The 17102-nt window shown below is 44.0% G+C and carries 17 protein-coding genes and 1 riboswitch; of the genes, 12 read left to right on the forward strand and 5 right to left on the reverse strand.

Annotated features, from left to right (window positions below):
* The first annotated feature begins 6 nt into the window (after positions 1 to 6).
* The 8 genes from rhaB (at position 7) to ACSYSK_RS00160 (ending at position 8054) form a co-directional block, all read left to right on the forward strand.
* Positions 7 to 1464 carry a rhamnulokinase gene (gene rhaB / locus ACSYSK_RS00125; protein ID WP_491714940.1) on the forward strand — a complete coding sequence of 486 codons (1458 nt, stop codon included), beginning with the start codon at positions 7 to 9 and terminating at the stop codon, positions 1462 to 1464.
* Between the two features lie 51 nt (positions 1465 to 1515).
* Positions 1516 to 1833, forward strand: coding sequence for an L-rhamnose mutarotase (gene rhaM, locus ACSYSK_RS00130; protein WP_491714941.1), 318 nt, complete (start codon positions 1516 to 1518; stop codon positions 1831 to 1833).
* A 21-nt stretch (positions 1834 to 1854) separates the two neighbouring features.
* On the forward strand, positions 1855 to 3120 hold the full coding sequence (locus ACSYSK_RS00135; protein ID WP_491714942.1) for an L-rhamnose isomerase: 1266 nt from the start codon (positions 1855 to 1857) through the stop codon (positions 3118 to 3120).
* Between the two features lie 31 nt (positions 3121 to 3151).
* A complete protein-coding gene (rhaD, locus tag ACSYSK_RS00140) occupies positions 3152 to 3970 on the forward strand; it encodes a rhamnulose-1-phosphate aldolase (RefSeq protein ID WP_491714943.1) in 819 nt (272 codons plus the stop codon).
* 261 nt (positions 3971 to 4231) lie between these two features.
* Positions 4232 to 4792: a sugar O-acetyltransferase gene (locus ACSYSK_RS00145; RefSeq protein WP_491714944.1), complete on the forward strand. Its 561-nt coding sequence runs from the start codon at positions 4232 to 4234 to the stop codon at positions 4790 to 4792.
* A 19-nt stretch (positions 4793 to 4811) separates the two neighbouring features.
* Positions 4812 to 5717 carry an AEC family transporter gene (locus ACSYSK_RS00150; RefSeq protein WP_491714945.1) on the forward strand — a complete coding sequence of 302 codons (906 nt, stop codon included), beginning with the start codon at positions 4812 to 4814 and terminating at the stop codon, positions 5715 to 5717.
* Positions 5718 to 5851: 134 nt separating this feature from the next.
* Complete coding sequence (locus ACSYSK_RS00155; RefSeq protein ID WP_491714946.1) at positions 5852 to 6583, forward strand: gamma-glutamyl-gamma-aminobutyrate hydrolase family protein; 732 nt, start codon at positions 5852 to 5854, stop codon at positions 6581 to 6583.
* 82 nt (positions 6584 to 6665) lie between these two features.
* Positions 6666 to 8054, forward strand: a complete 1389-nt coding sequence (locus tag ACSYSK_RS00160; protein WP_491714947.1) for an APC family permease — start codon at positions 6666 to 6668, stop codon at positions 8052 to 8054.
* 76 nt (positions 8055 to 8130) lie between these two features.
* Here the strand turns inward: ACSYSK_RS00160 and ACSYSK_RS00165 are convergent, their stop codons facing one another.
* A complete protein-coding gene (locus tag ACSYSK_RS00165; RefSeq protein ID WP_491714948.1) occupies positions 8131 to 9312 on the reverse strand; it encodes a hypothetical protein in 1182 nt (393 codons plus the stop codon).
* Between the two features lie 183 nt (positions 9313 to 9495).
* Between ACSYSK_RS00165 and ACSYSK_RS00170 the strand changes: the two genes are divergently transcribed.
* Positions 9496 to 10701 (forward strand): metal-dependent hydrolase family protein, encoded by a 1206-nt coding sequence (locus tag ACSYSK_RS00170; RefSeq protein WP_491714949.1) that lies wholly within the window; start codon positions 9496 to 9498, stop codon positions 10699 to 10701.
* Between the two features lie 11 nt (positions 10702 to 10712).
* Entirely contained in the window at positions 10713 to 11921 is a 1209-nt protein-coding gene (locus ACSYSK_RS00175; protein WP_491714950.1) for a metal-dependent hydrolase family protein, read from the forward strand.
* Between the two features lie 120 nt (positions 11922 to 12041).
* On the opposite strand, the gene thiW is transcribed toward ACSYSK_RS00175, so the two are convergent.
* Entirely contained in the window at positions 12042 to 12554 is a 513-nt protein-coding gene (thiW, locus tag ACSYSK_RS00180) for an energy coupling factor transporter S component ThiW (protein WP_491714951.1), read from the reverse strand.
* Between the two features lie 88 nt (positions 12555 to 12642).
* A riboswitch (TPP riboswitch) is annotated at positions 12643 to 12733 on the reverse strand.
* Between the two features lie 177 nt (positions 12734 to 12910).
* On the opposite strand from thiW, the gene ACSYSK_RS00185 reads away from it, so the two are divergent.
* Positions 12911 to 14242 (forward strand): ABC transporter permease, encoded by a 1332-nt coding sequence (locus ACSYSK_RS00185; protein ID WP_491714952.1) that lies wholly within the window; start codon positions 12911 to 12913, stop codon positions 14240 to 14242.
* 3 nt (positions 14243 to 14245) lie between these two features.
* Positions 14246 to 14830, forward strand: a complete 585-nt coding sequence (locus ACSYSK_RS00190) for a TetR/AcrR family transcriptional regulator (RefSeq protein WP_491714953.1) — start codon at positions 14246 to 14248, stop codon at positions 14828 to 14830.
* Positions 14831 to 14989: 159 nt separating this feature from the next.
* Here the strand turns inward: ACSYSK_RS00190 and ACSYSK_RS00195 are convergent, their stop codons facing one another.
* Genes ACSYSK_RS00195 through srlE form a run of 3 tightly spaced genes read right to left on the reverse strand, consistent with a single transcriptional unit; the run spans position 14990 to position 17100 of the window.
* Positions 14990 to 15676: a fructose-6-phosphate aldolase gene (locus ACSYSK_RS00195; RefSeq protein ID WP_491714954.1), complete on the reverse strand. Its 687-nt coding sequence runs from the start codon at positions 15674 to 15676 to the stop codon at positions 14990 to 14992.
* Between the two features lie 23 nt (positions 15677 to 15699).
* Entirely contained in the window at positions 15700 to 16074 is a 375-nt protein-coding gene (locus ACSYSK_RS00200) for a PTS glucitol/sorbitol transporter subunit IIA (protein ID WP_491714955.1), read from the reverse strand.
* Positions 16075 to 16107: 33 nt separating this feature from the next.
* Positions 16108 to 17100 (reverse strand): PTS glucitol/sorbitol transporter subunit IIB, encoded by a 993-nt coding sequence (srlE, locus tag ACSYSK_RS00205; RefSeq protein ID WP_491714956.1) that lies wholly within the window; start codon positions 17098 to 17100, stop codon positions 16108 to 16110.
* Positions 17101 to 17102: the final 2 nt, after the last annotated feature.

A 17102-nucleotide genomic window follows, 5' to 3' on the forward strand; every position in this document is an offset into this window, starting at 1 on the left:
AGATGAATGAGCGTGGCAAAAGCCTACGTGGCTGTTGATATTGGTGCGTCTAGTGGAAGATTAATGTTAGGCCAACTAGTCGCAGGCAAATTAGAGTTAACAGAGATGCACCGTTTTAAAAACGGGTTCGCCACTAAAGCGGGAAATGATTGTTGGAATATTGACAATATCTTACAGGAGATCTTAAAGGGATTAGAGAAAATCAAAAAAGCTGGTTACGATGAAATCACGTTAGGCATCGACACGTGGGCCGTTGATTATGTTTTAGTAGATAAAAACGGCCACCGTTTAAAAGATCCCGTGTCGTACCGCGATGCGCGCACTAAAGACGCGATCAAGGAACTGACTTCAGACGTATCTAAGGAATACATTTATCAGAAAACGGGGATCCAATTCCTTGATTTCAACACGTTATACCAGTTATTTGAAGAAGATAAAGATTTGCTAGCCCAAACGGATCATATCATGATGATTCCCGATTATCTCGGTTACGTTCTGACCGGTAAAGCAGTGACAGAGGTGACGAATGCGTCGACTACGCAGATGTTAAGTTTGCGTGAGGGGCTGTTCGATCAAAACTTGTTAAAAGCAGTTAACGTTACTGCTAAACAGTTTCCTAAGTTAGTCGATCCCGGAACCTTTTTAGGGCAACTCTGCCGGGAAAAATTCCCTGACTACGACTTACCACAAGCTCAAGTGATTACCGTCGCTACTCACGATACGGCTTCGGCTGTGGTGGGGACGCCGGGGATTGGGCAACGCTGGGCTTACCTGAGTTCGGGAACTTGGTCGTTACTCGGGGCCGAGTTAAATGTACCAGAAAATGGTAAGGAAGCATTTCGCCATAACTATACCAATGAGTGGGGCGCGTACGGGACATACCGTTTTTTGAAAAATATTATGGGACTCTGGATTATTCAAAACGTCAAAAAAGAGTTGCATGATAAGTACAGTTTTGCGCAGTTAGCACAGTTGGCGCAACAAGAAGAACCGTTCCAACAATACATTGACGTCAACGACCAACGTTTTCAAAATCCGGATGCAATGATCCCAGAGCTTCAAAACTATTGCCGGGAAACGCAGCAAAAAGTGCCAGAAACTCCCGGGCAGTTGGCGCAAGCAGTTTATTCTAATTTGGCTTTATATTACGCCAATGAGTTGGATATTTTGGGTAATATCTTGGGTTACCGGATCGATACTTTAAATATTGTCGGTGGGGGCTCTAACGTAGCTTTGATGAACCAGTTGACCGCAGATATTGCGGGGGTCACGGTTTATGCGGGACCCGGTGAAGCCACTGCGATTGGTAATTTGATCGTCCAGATGATTGCCCAAGGGGATATTTTAAATGTTTATTTGGCACGGCGGATCATTGCGGATTCGTTTCCGCTTAAAAAATATCTGCCGCAAGATGATAGTCGCAAAGCCCAGCTGGCAAAGTGGCGCCAACAAGTTGGACACTAACTAAAATTGGTAACAATAATTTAAATTTCAAAGTAAGGGAAGTGAGTATCAATGACCGTTAGAATGGGGCAGTTAATGCACGTTTATCCCGATCAGTATGATGAATACGAACGGCGGCATAATAACCTTTTTCCTGAGATGCGAGCAGCGTTAAAGGAAGCGGGGGCACATAATTACTCGATTTACTTGGACAAAAAGACGGGCAACTTGTTTGCCTACTTAGAAGTCGACGATGTCGCTAAGTACAATCAGATCTCTGAGTCCGAAGCTTGCAAGAAATGGTGGGCTTACATGGAACCGTTGATGGACACGAATCCGGACAAAAGCCCGGTAACCGTCGATTTACATGAAGTCTTTCATTTGGAATAAAAATTTAAGGAGATGTTTTAAGTGGTTAAATCTGAAAATGTTGAAAATAGTTATCAAACTGCTAAGGAACGCTATGCCGAAATCGGAGTCGATACCGAAAAGGCAATGGAGCAATTGAAGAAAGTTAAGTTATCAGTTCATTGCTGGCAAGGCGATGATATTCACGGTTTCGTTAACCCGGAACAAGAATTAACTGGCGGGATCGGTGTTAGTGGTGACTACCCTGGTATCGCACGCACACCTGACGAATTGACGGGTGATTTACACGAAGCATTATCGTTGATTCCGGGCAAGCATAAGGTACAGTTGCATACTTTATATGCCGTAAGCGATAAGAAAAAAGATTTTGATGAAATTGGACCGGAAGATTTCACCTATTGGGTAGACTGGGCTAAACAAGAAGGCATTGGTCTGGACATGAACCCAACATTTTTCTCCCATCCAAAGATGAAGAATAACTTCACCTTAGCTAGTCCTGAAAAAGATATTCGTGATTTCTGGATCCAAGTCGGCAAACAATCCCGGGCAATTTCTAATTACTTTGGTAAGGAATTAGGCCAACAATCGATCAATAACTTCTGGATGCCCGATGGCTTTAAGGATAACCCAATTGATAAAGTTACTCCACGCCGGCGGATGATGGAATCCTTGGACGAAATTATCAAGGAAAAATATGACGAAAACAATACGCTCGAATCATTTGAAGGTAAATTATTTGGTACCGGCGTAGAATCCTACACGGTTGGTTCTCACCTCTTTTATAATAACTATGCTTTGACAAGAAATAAATTGTGGACGATCGATGCAGGTCACTGGCATCCAACAGAAGACGTTTCGGATAAGTTTTCCGCTCATTTGCTCTTCGGTCGCGGCTTGATGCTACACGTTTCTCGTCCTGTTCGTTGGGATAGTGACCACGTAGTAATCTTTGACGAAGCCTTGCAACGGATCACCCGTTCGTTAGTTCGTGATGATGAATTAGATAAGACCAACATCGGCTTGGACTTTTTCGACGCTACGATCAACCGGGTAGCCGCTTGGGTAATCGGAGCTCGTGCTACACAAAAGGCACTTTTACAAGCAATGTTAGCTCCACTGGATCAATTGAAGAAAGACGAATTAAACTATGACTTCACTCAACGTTTGGTTGAAACCGAAGAATTGAAGTCATTCCCATTTGGCGCTGTATGGGACGAATTTTGCTTAAGAAATAACGTTCCGGTTGGCATGGATTGGTTAAAAGAAATTCGCCAGTATGAAAAAGACGTTCAGTTTAAACGTAACTAAAATCAAGGCATGAGATAGAGGAGAATGTATAATGACGAGTTTTGGCGCTTCAAAATATGTTAAAAAAGTAGCAGAGGTTACTCAGGCTTCCTACCAAGAAGGCTGGGATGAACGTAATGGTGGCAACGTTTCGTTGCGCTTAACTGCAGAAGACGTGGCAGGTTTTGACGATATTGGTACTGTTAAAAAGACGTTTGACCTCGGTTTTGATGCCAGTGCACTAAAAGGTGCTTATTTCTTAGTGACAGCCACTGGCCGCTACTTTAGAAATGTGATCCATCAGACAAATTTGGATTTAGGATTAGTCAAGATCACATCCGATGGCACGCATGCGGATCTGTTATGGGGCTACGAAGATGGCGCTGCGCCGACTTCGGAATTTCCAAGTCACTTGATGTCCCACATCGAACGACTTAAAGTAGACCCGAGTCACCGCGTCGTAATGCACTGCCATCCTACTAATTTGGTCGCATTGTCCTTCACACATGAATTGGATGAGAGAAGCATTTCTCGTCTGTTGTGGAAGATGCAGGCCGAATCATTGGTAGTCTTTCCGGAAGGGATCGGCGTGATTCCGTACATGACACCAGGGACTAACGAAATTGGCGAAGCAACTGCAGCGAAAATGAGTAAGTTCCGGACAGTGATGTGGCCCCATCACGGGATCTTTGGCACTGGTTCAAGCTTGGATGAGGCCTTTGGCTTGATCGAAACCGTAGAAAAAGCAGCTACGATCTACTCGCAGATCTGTGCACAAGGCGGCAAGATCTTACAAGAGATCACGGATGAACAGTTACATGATTTGGCAAAATCATTTCACGTAACGGCCAATCCAGATTTCTTAGATTAACAAGAAACAAAACGGGGAGAGTTGCGACAAAAAGCGCTTAGCAGTCGAGCGCTAGCCTAGTTTCGAAGTAAAAACCTGTACTTTGGTTTTATTTTGAAACGTAGCTAGGCACAAACTGCTGCTTTTTTGGAGCACGATCAATCTATTATTTACGGAAACCAAAAATGGGATTGGAACAAAACAGAGTTTTGTCCCAGTTCCTTTTTTGCAGTCTTGAGATTGAAAAAACTTGCGGCTTGAACTTGAGAGGAAGTTTATCTAGTGGAAAAAACAGAAAAGCAGAAATTATTAGCAGGAGAACCTTATTATATTTTTGATCCGGAATTAGCGGCCGATGAAACTCATGCCCGGCGGCTATGCAAAGAATTAAATGAATTGGATGATGCCGCCACTGAACAAAAAGACAAAGTGATTCGTCAACTTTTTGGTTCCGCTGGTAAAAATCCGTACGTGCAGCCGAATTTCAGGTGCGATTTTGGTTATAATATTCACGTCGGTGATAATTTTTTGTGTAATTATGACTGCACGATCCTCGATATCGCTCCGGTCACGATCGGTGATAATTGCTTCATGGCACCCAAAGTGCAGCTATATTCGGCTGATCACCCCAAAGATGCCAAACGGCGTAACTCATACATTGGCTTGGGACAGCCGATCACCATCGGCAATAGCGTGTGGTTGGGCGGCAGCTCGGTGGTTTTACCGGGAGTTACGTTGGGAAATAACGTGATCGTTGGCGCAAATTCAACCGTCACCAAATCGTTTGGCGATAACGTGGTGTTGGCAGGTTCACCGGCGCGGGTGATCAGAAAATTATCTTAAAAGGTAAGAGGGAATTAGGATGACTGCGTTTGAAACGGTGATGTTGCCAGTTTTATTGATTTTTTTGTGTGGTTTTATTTTTCAAAAAATATTTCAGTTAGACGTACAGCCGTTGTCGACTTTAGCGATGTACTTGTTATTACCATTTTTAGTTTTTAATACTTTTTACCAGCAAGATTTAAACTGGAGTTTCGTTAATGTGGTCATTACGTCAACGCTGATTATGTTAGCTTTAATCGCGTTGGGAGTAGTAATTGCTAAGTTACGGGGGTTAACGCGGGCACAACGCAATGGCTTTTTACTGTCGACGGTGTTTCCTAATAGCGGAAATTACGGCGTGCCATTAGTATTATTTGCGTTTGGTAGTCGAGGTAATAGCTACGCGATGATGATCATGGTTTTTCATAATATTTTGATGGGCATCGTTGGGGTCTATATCGCGGCATCGTCGACTAAAAGTGGAGCCGCGGGGATGAAAGAAGCGGGCTTGGCAGTGCTCAAACAGCCGATGAATTACGTAATTTTACCCGCTATTTTGTTACATTATTACCGCATTCAGGTGCCCGCTAATCTGATGAAGAGTGTTAACATGATCGGCAACATGGCGATTCCCTTGATCATGTTGATCCTAGGAATGCAACTGGCGGCAGTTAGCGTGCAAAATGTTTCACGTGGAACATTGAGTTTAGCAGTAGTCATGAAACTGGTGATTTCGCCATTGTTGGCGGTAGTAATCTGTAAGCTATTTATGATTGGTGGGCTTTTGGGCAAAATTATCATTATCATGGCAGCGATGCCCAGCGCAGCTAATACAACACTATATGCAATTCAATTTAAGGCTAATCCCGAATTTGTGTCGTCGTGTACTTTACTGACGACTTTGTGCAGTGTGGTGACGTTGACGGTGCTGTTAAATTTGTTATAGTAAGGGCTAAAATATTTAACTTAAAAAATTCTTGGGGGACGAAACTAAAAAATGTTTCGCCCCCTTACTAATATTTGACATTGAAAGTAATGACGCATAAAATCGAAAACAATTGTTGGAGAGAAGGAATACATATGAACAAACCACTGATTGGGATCACTGGTTCTCGGCTGAGGGATGAGGGTGGAATGTTTCCTGGTTACTATCGTAGTTATGTTAACGAGGATTACATTTCAGCCGTTGCCCAAAATGGCGGGATCCCGTTAATAATTCCGGTAACCGATGACCTGCAACTGGCGGCCGTGCAGTTGGAACAGGTACAGGGACTGATTTTATCCGGGGGCTATGATGTCGATCCGCGTTTTTACGATGAAGAACCGCTGCCTAAGTTAGGTGAAACGTGGCCGTTGCGTGATCGTTATGAGCTACAGTTACTGCAGTTGGCTGAGGAAAAGCAGCTCCCTGTGCTTGGAATTTGTCGGGGCGTGCAGCTGATCAACGTTGCACACGGTGGTAGTTTGTATCAGGACAGTTCGTACAGAAAACAGTTGACCTACCGTCATAATCAAGGTCACGTTCCGGAGATGGTAACTCACAGTGTGCGCGTTAAAGCCGGCAGTCACTTAGCTCGGGTGCTGGGAAAAACAGATTTGATGGTCAATTCATTTCATCACCAACTGATCAAAAAAGTAGCGCCGGATTTGCGTGCAAGTGCGACTGCGCCTGATGGCGTGACTGAGGGGATAGAAAATGCGGCAGGAACGGTGATCGGCGTGCAGTGGCACCCGGAGATGTTGCACAACAATTCTGAGGTAGCATTTATGAATAATTTATTTAAATTTGTGATTGATCAAGCTGCAAAGTAAGGTGCTTGCCGAGCGCAATTAGACAAGCTCCTGGAAGCATTCATTGAGAGAAGAGCATTACAAATAAAGAGGGAATAGAGAAATGGGTAAACAACAAAGCGATAAACTAGGTTTTTGGTCGATCGTTTTTCTAGCAATCAATTCTATTATTGGCTCTGGGATTTTCTTAACACCGGGTAGTGTGGTCAGTCAGGCGGGGAGTAAATCGTTGCTCGTGTACCTGATTGCCGCGCTGTTCGCCGCGGTTTTAGCGGTGTCATTTGCTTCTGCTGCTAAATATGTTAACGAGTCCGGAGCGTCTTACGCCTATTCCAAGGCTGCTTTTGGTGATCGAGTGGGCTTTTACATTGGAATTTTACGTTATTTTTCGGCTAGCGTAGCGTGGGGTGTGATGGCAGTCGGGGTGATCAAGTCGACGCTCTCGATATTTGGTGGCGATCCTAATAAACCTGTCAGCATAACTTTGGGTTTTTTAGTGTTGCTGGCCGTGATCACGCTGATCAATTTATTTGGGCAAAAAGTCGTTAAGTACGTGATGAACGGAGCAACTATCGGTAAATTAGCCGCACTTTTGCTAATCATTAGCGCAGGCGTGGTGCTGCTGGTGATCACCGGAACGGTCCATCATTTAAGTGCGGTCAATCAGGTTACCCGAAACGGCGTCAAAATTGTGCCACCGCTAACTACTAAGGGCTTTGTGATGGCAATTGTCGCGGCATTTTATGCTTTTACGGGGTTTGAAACCGTGGCTTCCGGAGCAGAGGATATGGAAAAACCGGAGAAGAATTTACCCCGGGCGATCCCGTTAGCAATTTTGATCATCGCCACCGTTTATATCGGAGTAGTGGCTGTGGCGCTAGTTTTGGCACCGAAAACACTGATGACGACCAAGCAAGTTGTCGCTATCGCCGCCATTTTTACCAATCCTATCTTACGAGATATTATTTTGGTGGGAGCGCTGATCTCGATGCTGGGGATCAACGTCGCTTCGAGTTTCAATGCGCCCCGGATCCTAGAAGCAATGGCGCGCGAGGGGCAAATTTCTGGGGTGCTGACTAAAAGGACCCGGAATAATTTTCCTGCCCGAACTTTTGCGATTTCGATCGTCTTAGCGTTGTTGATCCCGCTGGCATTTCAGTATAACTTAACAAATTTGATCACGTTAAGCGCGATGGTCCGGTTCTTAGGATTCATCGTGGTGCCGTTAGCGGTAATTCAATTTTATCGGGGCAAGGTCAAAGGTTCCGTGTTGGATGCACCGAAAAATGTAGTGACCGACGTGTTTTTCCCGGTTTTGTCGATCGTCTTGGTGCTTTTATTACTGCTCGAATATAACTGGAAAGTGCAATTTGGCATTGTGATCAATGGTCAAGTCGTAGGCGTTAATTGGTTTGCCATCGGTGTGATGGTGTTTGGCTTCGTGGTTTTGCCGTTGCTTGTTTGGTGGTTGACGAAATTAGAACGAAAATAAACTGTACAAAAGAGACTAGGACAAAATTTTTCGTCCTAGTCTCTTTTACACACGTTTATAGTATTAAGATTCAGATTTATAGTAATTTCAAAAATACCGACGCGATTATCACTGATGCTACTGAAACTGTCGCAAATCCTCCTACTAGCATTTTGGGTAATATTTGATCTACTAAAACGGCTTCTTCTTTTTCATTTGATGCAATAATATGGCAAACCTCAGTAGTTAATACGTAGTCTGCCGGGAAACCAAATAAGGCCGTTAAAGAACAGGCAAATGCCATTGCACCACTCATACCAAATGGCTTAGCTAAGATCCACGATGCTAAAAACATTCCTAATAATCCGAGTAAGATTAATACTATGATCTGAATTACTACTCGTCCCATGATTGCTGGAGTTGTGATATTTAACTGAGAAAAGATATAAGCTAATAAACCATACATCAACCATTGAAAGACTCCAGCTTTATTTAAAGCACTGTCTTCTAAGAATCCTAATTGATGAGCAATTACACCGAAAATCAAACAGATTACGTTAGCATTGATCGCATTATGGATCAGTAGACTACAGCCGTTGGCTAATAATGCAATTAACGCTACCCTAAATAAAGTAAAAGCAGCTGTTTGGTATTCAGCTGGTAGTCCTAAAAATTGGTGAGTTGCTGCCGTAGAAGAGGCAGCCGTTTTTTGTTTTGGCTCGATGTCTTTAATATTACCGGCGCGGTATTCTTTTACGACGCGGCGCCCTTCTTTTTTTAACATGATCGCCGTTAATGGATAGCCAATCACGGAGTGTAAAACAAACATTGCTACGGGTAAAGCAATCAAAGAAGTGATTCCCGCTGCTTTTAATCCGTTACTCATCAACAACGCTGCAACTAATCCACCTGTTAGCGGTGGAATAGCTGCGACTACTGTATGCCAATCGAAGATCCACGAACCAATAGTTAGAGTTAACAGGACAGTTCCAGCAATACCGAGTAGTGCGATGCAAACGGCTTTCCATTGTTGCAGCAGTTCTTTTAAGTTCATTAAGGTACCGAGGTGAACTAATAGCAATGAGATACACACATTAGCAAATGTAGGACCGAAACTAGCTTGAGCAACGATATCTTTAGGTAATATTGTCCAGTAGCCAATCACGAATAACAAAGCACTGACAAAGACGGATGGAATGTAAGCTTTGGTAGCTGACGAGACCCATTCACCGATAAACATGAACAACATTACAACTCCAAAAGCGATAATAAATTTCATAGACCTTCTCCTTTAAAATGACAAAACGATTATAAAAATGTGCAATAAAGTTTAGCATTAATTAATAATATCAAAAAAATATTATTTTACAATAGTGATTTTAACAAGATAGTATGTTAAATTAAATGTAATTATAAATTGACATATTTGTTAAGAGCTTACTTAAAAAGGTGGGAGAAAAGCATGGAAACATTATATAAAAATTTTAAGTTATTTGATGGTGTTCAGGAAAAAATGCAGGATAATGCGTGGTTTGTAGTTGATGAGCAAGGAAAAATTACTCAGCTTGGTACGGGCAATGCTCCCACTGCAGAACAAACCGTTGATTTGAGTAATAAGTACGTAATGCCTGGCTTGATTGACGTTCATACGCACGTTTGGATGGATCCTTACGGCAATATGCCACTAGAATATTTGTCGGAAGCAGAAGGAACGATTGCTTCACTGCATAATTTGGCAGAATTACTAAAAGCCGGAGTCACTTATATTCGTGATTGTGGTAGTGTTTTTGACGCGGATATTAAAATAGCTAAAATGGCACAGAACGGTCCGTATCCGATTGTTGGACCACGAATCATGCCTTCCGGTCGGCCGATGTCAATGACGGGCGGTCACGGTGATTTTACTGAAGGTTGGGACGGTAAGGGTGTATGGGGTTATTTGACAGATTCCGAAGATCAAATGCGTAAAGCAGTGCGAACAGCATTCAAATATGGTGCCAAAAATATTAAATTGATGGCGACAGGCGGTGTGATGTCTGCTACGGATCAAATTGATGACACGGAATTGAGTGTTGAGGAAATTCGAGTCGCTGTTGAGGAAGCTCATTCTAAACATATGACTGTTGCTGCGCATGCTGAAGGAGCTCGCGGAATTCACAATGCAATCGTGGCGGGAGTGGATTCGATCGAACACGGCTCTTACATCACAGACGAGGATATTAAATTGATGATCGAAAAGGGTATCTACTTAACTCCAACGTTAATTGCTGGTTACACAATTCCTGAATATGGTGAAGGTAAACTACCACAGTACATGCTAGATAAAGCAAAAGCATTTTTGAAAACTTATTTTGCACGGATTGGGGCTGCAATTAAAGCTGGGGTTAAGATCTCATTTGGTACAGATTCAGGCACTCCATTTAATGGTTTTAAGGATGTTGGTTTTGAATTAGAGTTGATGACTCGTGTTGGTGCTACTAATTACCAAGCGTTAGTCGCTGCTGGTAAATCTGCTGCCGAATTGATGAAGATTGCAGACGAATATGGTACCTTAGAAAAAGGTAAGTATGCTGACTTTTTAGTATTAGATGAAGACCCGTTGGCTGATATTAAGGCGGTCCAACAGGAAAATAAGGGTGTTTACCAGCACGGTGTAAAGAAATTTTAGGAGCTGAGCGGATGAAAAAGGTAATTGAAAACGTGGCGTTATTCGACGGAATTACGGAAACGTTGCAGGAAAATAGCTGGGTGGCATTTGATGACCAAAGCGGTAAAATCGACAAAATGGGGCAAGGAAAGCCTCAAGTTAGTGCTGATTATCAGGTAATTGACGGTACGGGTAAGTACCTGTTACCCGGCCTGATCAACGCGCACACGCATATCTGGATGGATCCGTTTGGTAGCAGGCAGGATCATTTTTCGGAGACCGAAGGCACGGTCAACGCTATTCACAACTTACGGCTGTTGCTGGACTCCGGCGTGACCTATATCAGGGATTGCGGTTGTATTTTTGATATTGATATTAAATTAGCAGCGTTGATGGAACAGGGAAAAGTTCAAGGACCCCACATTATGGGGTCGGGACGCCCGATGACGATGACCGGGGGCCATGGCGATTTTGTCGAAGGGGTCGATGGCGATGCACAGTGGGGGCATTTGACCGATTCGGTGGACGAAATGCGCCACGCCGTGCGGGTGCAATTTAAACACGGGGCTAAAAATATCAAGGTGATGGCGACAGGCGGCGTGATGTCCGCGACCGACGAGATCGATGATATTGAATTAAGCGGTGCGGAACTAAAAGCGGCGGTCGAAGAAGCACATTCTAAACACATGACGGTTGCTTCTCACGCGCAGGGTAACCGCGGCATTCAGCTGTCACTAGAAGCCGGGGTCGATTCGATCGAACACGGCATTTACGTCGATGAAAAGCAGTGTGAGTACATGAAAGAGCACAACATTTTTTTGGTACCGACCCTCAATGCACCACAGTGTATTGCTGACTATGGGCGTGAGACGTTACCTGATTATATGTTGCGTAAAAACGATGGCATCAAGCAGGATTTCTTTGAAAATATGGGTAAGGCCCTGCGTCAGGGAGTTAAAATTGCGGTTGGTACCGATGCGGGTACGCCGTTTAACCGTTTTGATAACGGCACGGCCCGCGAGATCGAATTGCTGACGACGATCGGGGCGACTAACGCACAGGCACTGGTTTGTGCGACCCGCAATGCCGCCGAATTATTGCACATTGATGATGAACGGGGGACTTTAGCTGCGGGTAAGATCGCCGATATGTTAATGCTAGATGCCAATCCACTGGCAGATATTAAGGCCGTCCAAACTGCTAATAAGCGGGTTTTCCAAAGCGGCCAGCAGGTCAAATAAAAAATAATTAATGTAAATGTTCGGTATATTTTGAATACTAAAAAAGAAGTTAGCGCGGTAGTTGAGCGCAACTTCTTTTTTTGTCTTGTAAATGACTAAGTGACCAGATTATTTTGTAGTTTATTTGTGAAATAGCTCCTGCGCTCTAAGAAATGGCTTGGTTTTAGCCAGTTTAATCAATAATAAGCACGCTACTACGGATCCCATTACTCCCGCACCCAAGAAACGCGGGGTGTAAACAAACCAGTACAGGCCATTAGTCGTGCCGGTAAACCAGGCCATCACGGGGTATGAGAGTAGTGAGCCGATGATCCCCGTGCCAAAGATCTCACCGATCGCGGCGGCCCACGTCTTATGCGTGATATGGTATCCCCAAGCGGCACAAAAGGCACCAAAGACCGCGCCGGTCAGTGCCAGTGGCGGAATCCCCAATAATAGCATTCTTAAAATCCCGCAAAATAAGGCCATTAACGTAGCGTAAAGCGGACTGAATAAGACGGCGGCGATCACGTTGACGACACTAGACATCGGCGCCATTCCCTCGATGCGCAAAATAGGCGATAAGACCACGTCGAGTGCGACCATTAAAGCTAGCAGTGTTAGTTTCTTGAGACGGACGTTTTGTTGAGTCATTGTTTTACTCCCTTTTAAGTCGCGGAGCGCGGTGAAGCACAAACGCAAATAAAAAACCTATTCGTATACGCACGAATAGGCAGTGATTTTTTAGTTTAGCGCCTATTCCTTCGCTGGCATTACCCAGAGCAGGTTCACGAGTATCATCTCAGCTGTTACCAGCACCCCGTAGACTTTTTATTTGATTACAATCGTCATTATAACGCTTTATTTAATTTAACACCAGGTTAATTATGTTCAGTTTGGGGAAGTTTTACTTGAACGAGGAAATGATTTAACTTTTTTGCAAGCAAGCACTTGCTTTTAGAAAAGTTACCGCGTACTATCAAGGTAGTACATAAGAGGAGGGTTATTGTATGAAATTAAAAAATTTTTTAGCTAGTCGTGGAGTTATCTTAGCTTTTTTAGCCACGCTAATTTTTGGAATTATGATTTTTGTGATTTATTTTACCGGGTATCAGGCGATGCCTAATAATTTGGAAAAACTGCCGGTAACCATGGTCAGCAACTCTACCACCAACAAAACGTTAGTGCGTCAGCTTAAGCACAAATTACCTTTTGACCACGTTCATCAGACTACTGATCTGCAGCAAGCTAAAAGCGACTTAGATGCACGGAAAACATACTTGGTGGTCGATATTCCTGCCCAGTTTGCTACTAAAGCGATAAGAGGCCAGCAACCACAAATAAAGATTTATACTAATCAGGCCAATCCGGCTAGTGTCAATACCGCTATGAATCAAGTTATTCAACGAATTAGTCAGACTTTAACTAGTCAACTGCTGCTAAAACAAACGACTGTAAAACTGGCGCAACCCCAATTAACTGCTCTGAAACAGCAGCTGAACCAACAAAAAGCAAGTGCGCAATCCAAGTTGCAAATTGCCCAACAACAAATTGCTGCCGCCCCACCAAAGCAGCAAGCACAGTTAGCCGCGCAACTGAAGCAACAAACACAGAAGCAGCAAAAACAAATAAAGCATCGCGTTCAAAGTACCACAAAAGGGATCTTGCAACAGGCTGATCAACAAGCACAAAGACAAGTTCAGCCGGTAATTCGGATCACTACTAAGAATGAAAATCCCATTAATAATAAGGGGCTAAACTATACCATGGCTCCCTTTTTAACGACGATTGCATTATTTTTAGGAACGATGATGGCTTCCTTGCTGCTGTACGGAACTTATACTAAATTTGTGCCACAAATTGGCCGCTTTAAAGCCTTTTTAGATACTGAAATTGCCTATGTAATAATTTCGCTTGTCAATGGCTTTTTGGTTTCTTGGGCTATGAGTGCCATGTTAAATTTAAGCCAGTTAAACTTAGGACTTTTGTGGTTTACGCAGAGCTTATTTATGTGGACTGTTTTTAATTTCACTAGTGTTTCTTATTTTATTGCCGGGCAAATTGGAGTCACGATAAATATTTTCTTAACGATGATTCAAATTGTTTCTGGGGCAGGCATGCTGCCAGTGGCTTCAATGAATGATTTTTATCGCCTGATGCATTATATTTCACCGATGTATTACAATATCGGTGCTAATTTTATTAATTTTTACGGTGGGCGTGGCTTACAAACCGCGTTGTTAGGACAGGTTACTTTACTGGTTAGTTTGATTATTATCAATTTAATTATTATAATTATCCGTAAAAAACAACCGTTTGTTGATTTAAGAAAGTTGTGTTAAGCAATGTCGGATAATACGGAGCAAAAAATTATGCGTGCCTTTGCTAAATTAGCTAGCAAGTACGGGTATCGTGGAACTACTACGCGTAAAATTGCCCAAGAAGCGGGAATTAATGAAAGTACCTTATTTCGCCATTTTCCTAATAAAAAGGCCCTGTTGCAGTATTTGGTCAATAATTATATTGCTCAAATTCAGACCAATGCCCAGTCATTTAAAATTACGGGTGATGTACGGGCTGATGTGCAACAAATCATGGCAGAATATCAGGATTTTATCGCTAGTCACCGCCAATCATTTCTTATCGCTATTAGGGAGGGACATGAATTTCCGGAGTTGGTGGCCGCTAGTCAGCACTTTTTTGCTGCCCGGTATCAATTGCTGCTAGAGTTTTTTACAGAATTGCAACGCAGGGGACTTATTAAACCCAATTTGAATCTTTCTGCTGAAGTTTTAAATTTAATTTTAATGAACTTTGGTAGTTCTGTTGTCGAATATGATTTGGGAAATATGCAAATCGGGCAGCAGTCCCTCACGGATAATACGCAGGTTTTTGTGGATCATTTAATAGTAGACGCTAAAAACGATTAGGTGAAAATTTTGACGGAGCTAACCTAAAAAAAGAGTCTGGGACAAAATAAAGTTTTGTCCTAGACTCTTTTTGTTTTCCGTAAGTAATAGACTGATCGTGCTCCAAAAAGCAGCACTTTTTGTCCCAACTCCTCCTTTGTTGGTTTAACAATTTAGTTACTACTTAATAGCGATGTCAGCGATCGTGGTTTGGCCGTAAAGAGCTTGCCAGTCGGCGGTAAAATCTGCGACCGCCGCACCGATCACCGAAGCCGTCAATCCCGTTTTTAAAACGTCGGGTCCCATCGTAACGGCCTGTGCGCCGTGCTCCAGTGCTTCGTTAACCTGTTGGACGGTATGAAAACTAGCTGCTAGGATCTTAGTGTGTGCGTGGGAACGTTTGATCTGTTGGGCGTAGCCAGCGATCACTTGGGAGGCGTCGATGTTTAAATTGACCATGCGGTTGTAGTAAGGTGCGATGTACTCGACCCCCGCGCTGATGGCGAGGTAGCCTTGAAATGCCGTGTAGATCGCCGTGGCCGTCAGGTGGACGCCTTCGTTGTGCAAGATTTTCATCGCGGCCAGTCCGGCTTCGTTGGTCGGAACTTTGACGTAGGTGTCTTTTCCCAAACGTTGCAAAATGGTGTGCGCGTCGGCAACGATCTGTTCTGTAGTAGTGCCGACAACTTGTACGTGTAACGTTCGCTGCTTTCCCAGTATTTCTTTGATCTGACTTAGATCTTGAAATAAGTTGCGCGTGTTGTTTTTCTTTAAAATCGTCGGGTTGGTCGTGATGCCGCTCAAAGGGATCACGTCGACGTATTTTTTGATCGTGGCAATGTCACTGGTATCTAAGAGAAATTCCATTGTACTCACCTTTCTATGATAAATTAATTTTCAGTAGCCGTAATGGTGATAGTCGAGCCGACCGCAATATCAGGATAAGCCTTTTTTTGTGCGTAGAGTGTTCCCGGTAATTTGGCTTGTGTGCTGCCGTCAAAACTGATCGCGATGTGCCCGAGGTTGGCTAAATTTTGCTGGACCTCGTTACCAACGGCGGTGATCTCAAAGTGCTCGTCAGCGATCTGTAAGTCCATGCCGGGGGTGATCGTACCTTGCACCGGGACGATCTCGATGATGTAACACGATGAACGCAACGCTTCCGGGGCGTTTTCACCGAATAAAATAACCATGTTGATATCTTTAAACTGTTTTGCTTCTTGACCGATTGCGACTACCTTAGTCGTGAATAAAGGGTCTTTCATTAAACTCACTCCAATAAAATTAAATTTGCGCGGCTATTTGCCGGGGTACAGGCCAAAGCTGGCTAACCAAGCGACGAAGACCCGCGGCACGCCGTTTAAGAAACGGGAATACAAAACGGAAGGCACGCCGACCTCGACGGTGTCTGATTCGGCTTCTTCTAGTCCTAAACCAACCGGAATAAAGTCGCAGGCGTTTTGCGTGTTGATAGCAAATAATGCCGGCAATGCGTACTGGGGTGGGATGTGGCCTTTACCGATCTCAACGCCGATCAAGGTTCCGATGATCTGGCCGATCACGGCGCCTGGTCCTAGGATCGGTGATAAAAATGGCAAAGAACAGATAAAGCCGATCGCTAATAACCCCCAAATATTGCCGGCCATTGGCACCATCAGTTTGGCGAATAATTTACCGAGCCCAGAACCTTCGATCAGTCCAATCAGCAGGGAAACGAAAGCCATGAAAGGCAGGATCGTTTCGATCACGGTTTGGACGGCTTTTTTACCGGCTTGGTTAAAGATCGCGATGATCTTGCCGGCGCCGATCCCGAACCGAGCTAATGCGCTGGTGTTACTTTTTTGTTGAGTGATCGTTTGGTCGCTGTTGTATTTAGGCTGTGGTTCTTCGGGTGATTTGGTCTCGCTGACAGTCGCCGTTTTATCGGTGAGCTGAATTTGGTTAACGCCCACGGCTGAAACGTAGATTTCCGGGGTGATGTATTCGGCGAGGGGACCGCTTTTGCCCGTCGCTAAAATGTTGACGGTCGGGATCTTCTTTTTAGGATAGATGCCGCAGCGTAACGTACCGCCGCAGTCGATAATTGCTAGTGCCGTTTGATCGTCTGGGATCGAAGTTTTAAAGCCATCGACGGCCTTCATTCCCGTTAACTGGGCGATCTTGTCGACGATATCGGGTTTGTTGCCGCCGGTGACGTAGATAAATTGGTGTTTTTCGGCGGTCGGGGTAATGATCAGCGGCCCACCGTAACCCCCAGAGCCTTTTTTGATTTCGATACTTTGATAAGCCATTG

The organism is Ligilactobacillus sp. ESL1201, from assembly GCF_058503265.1.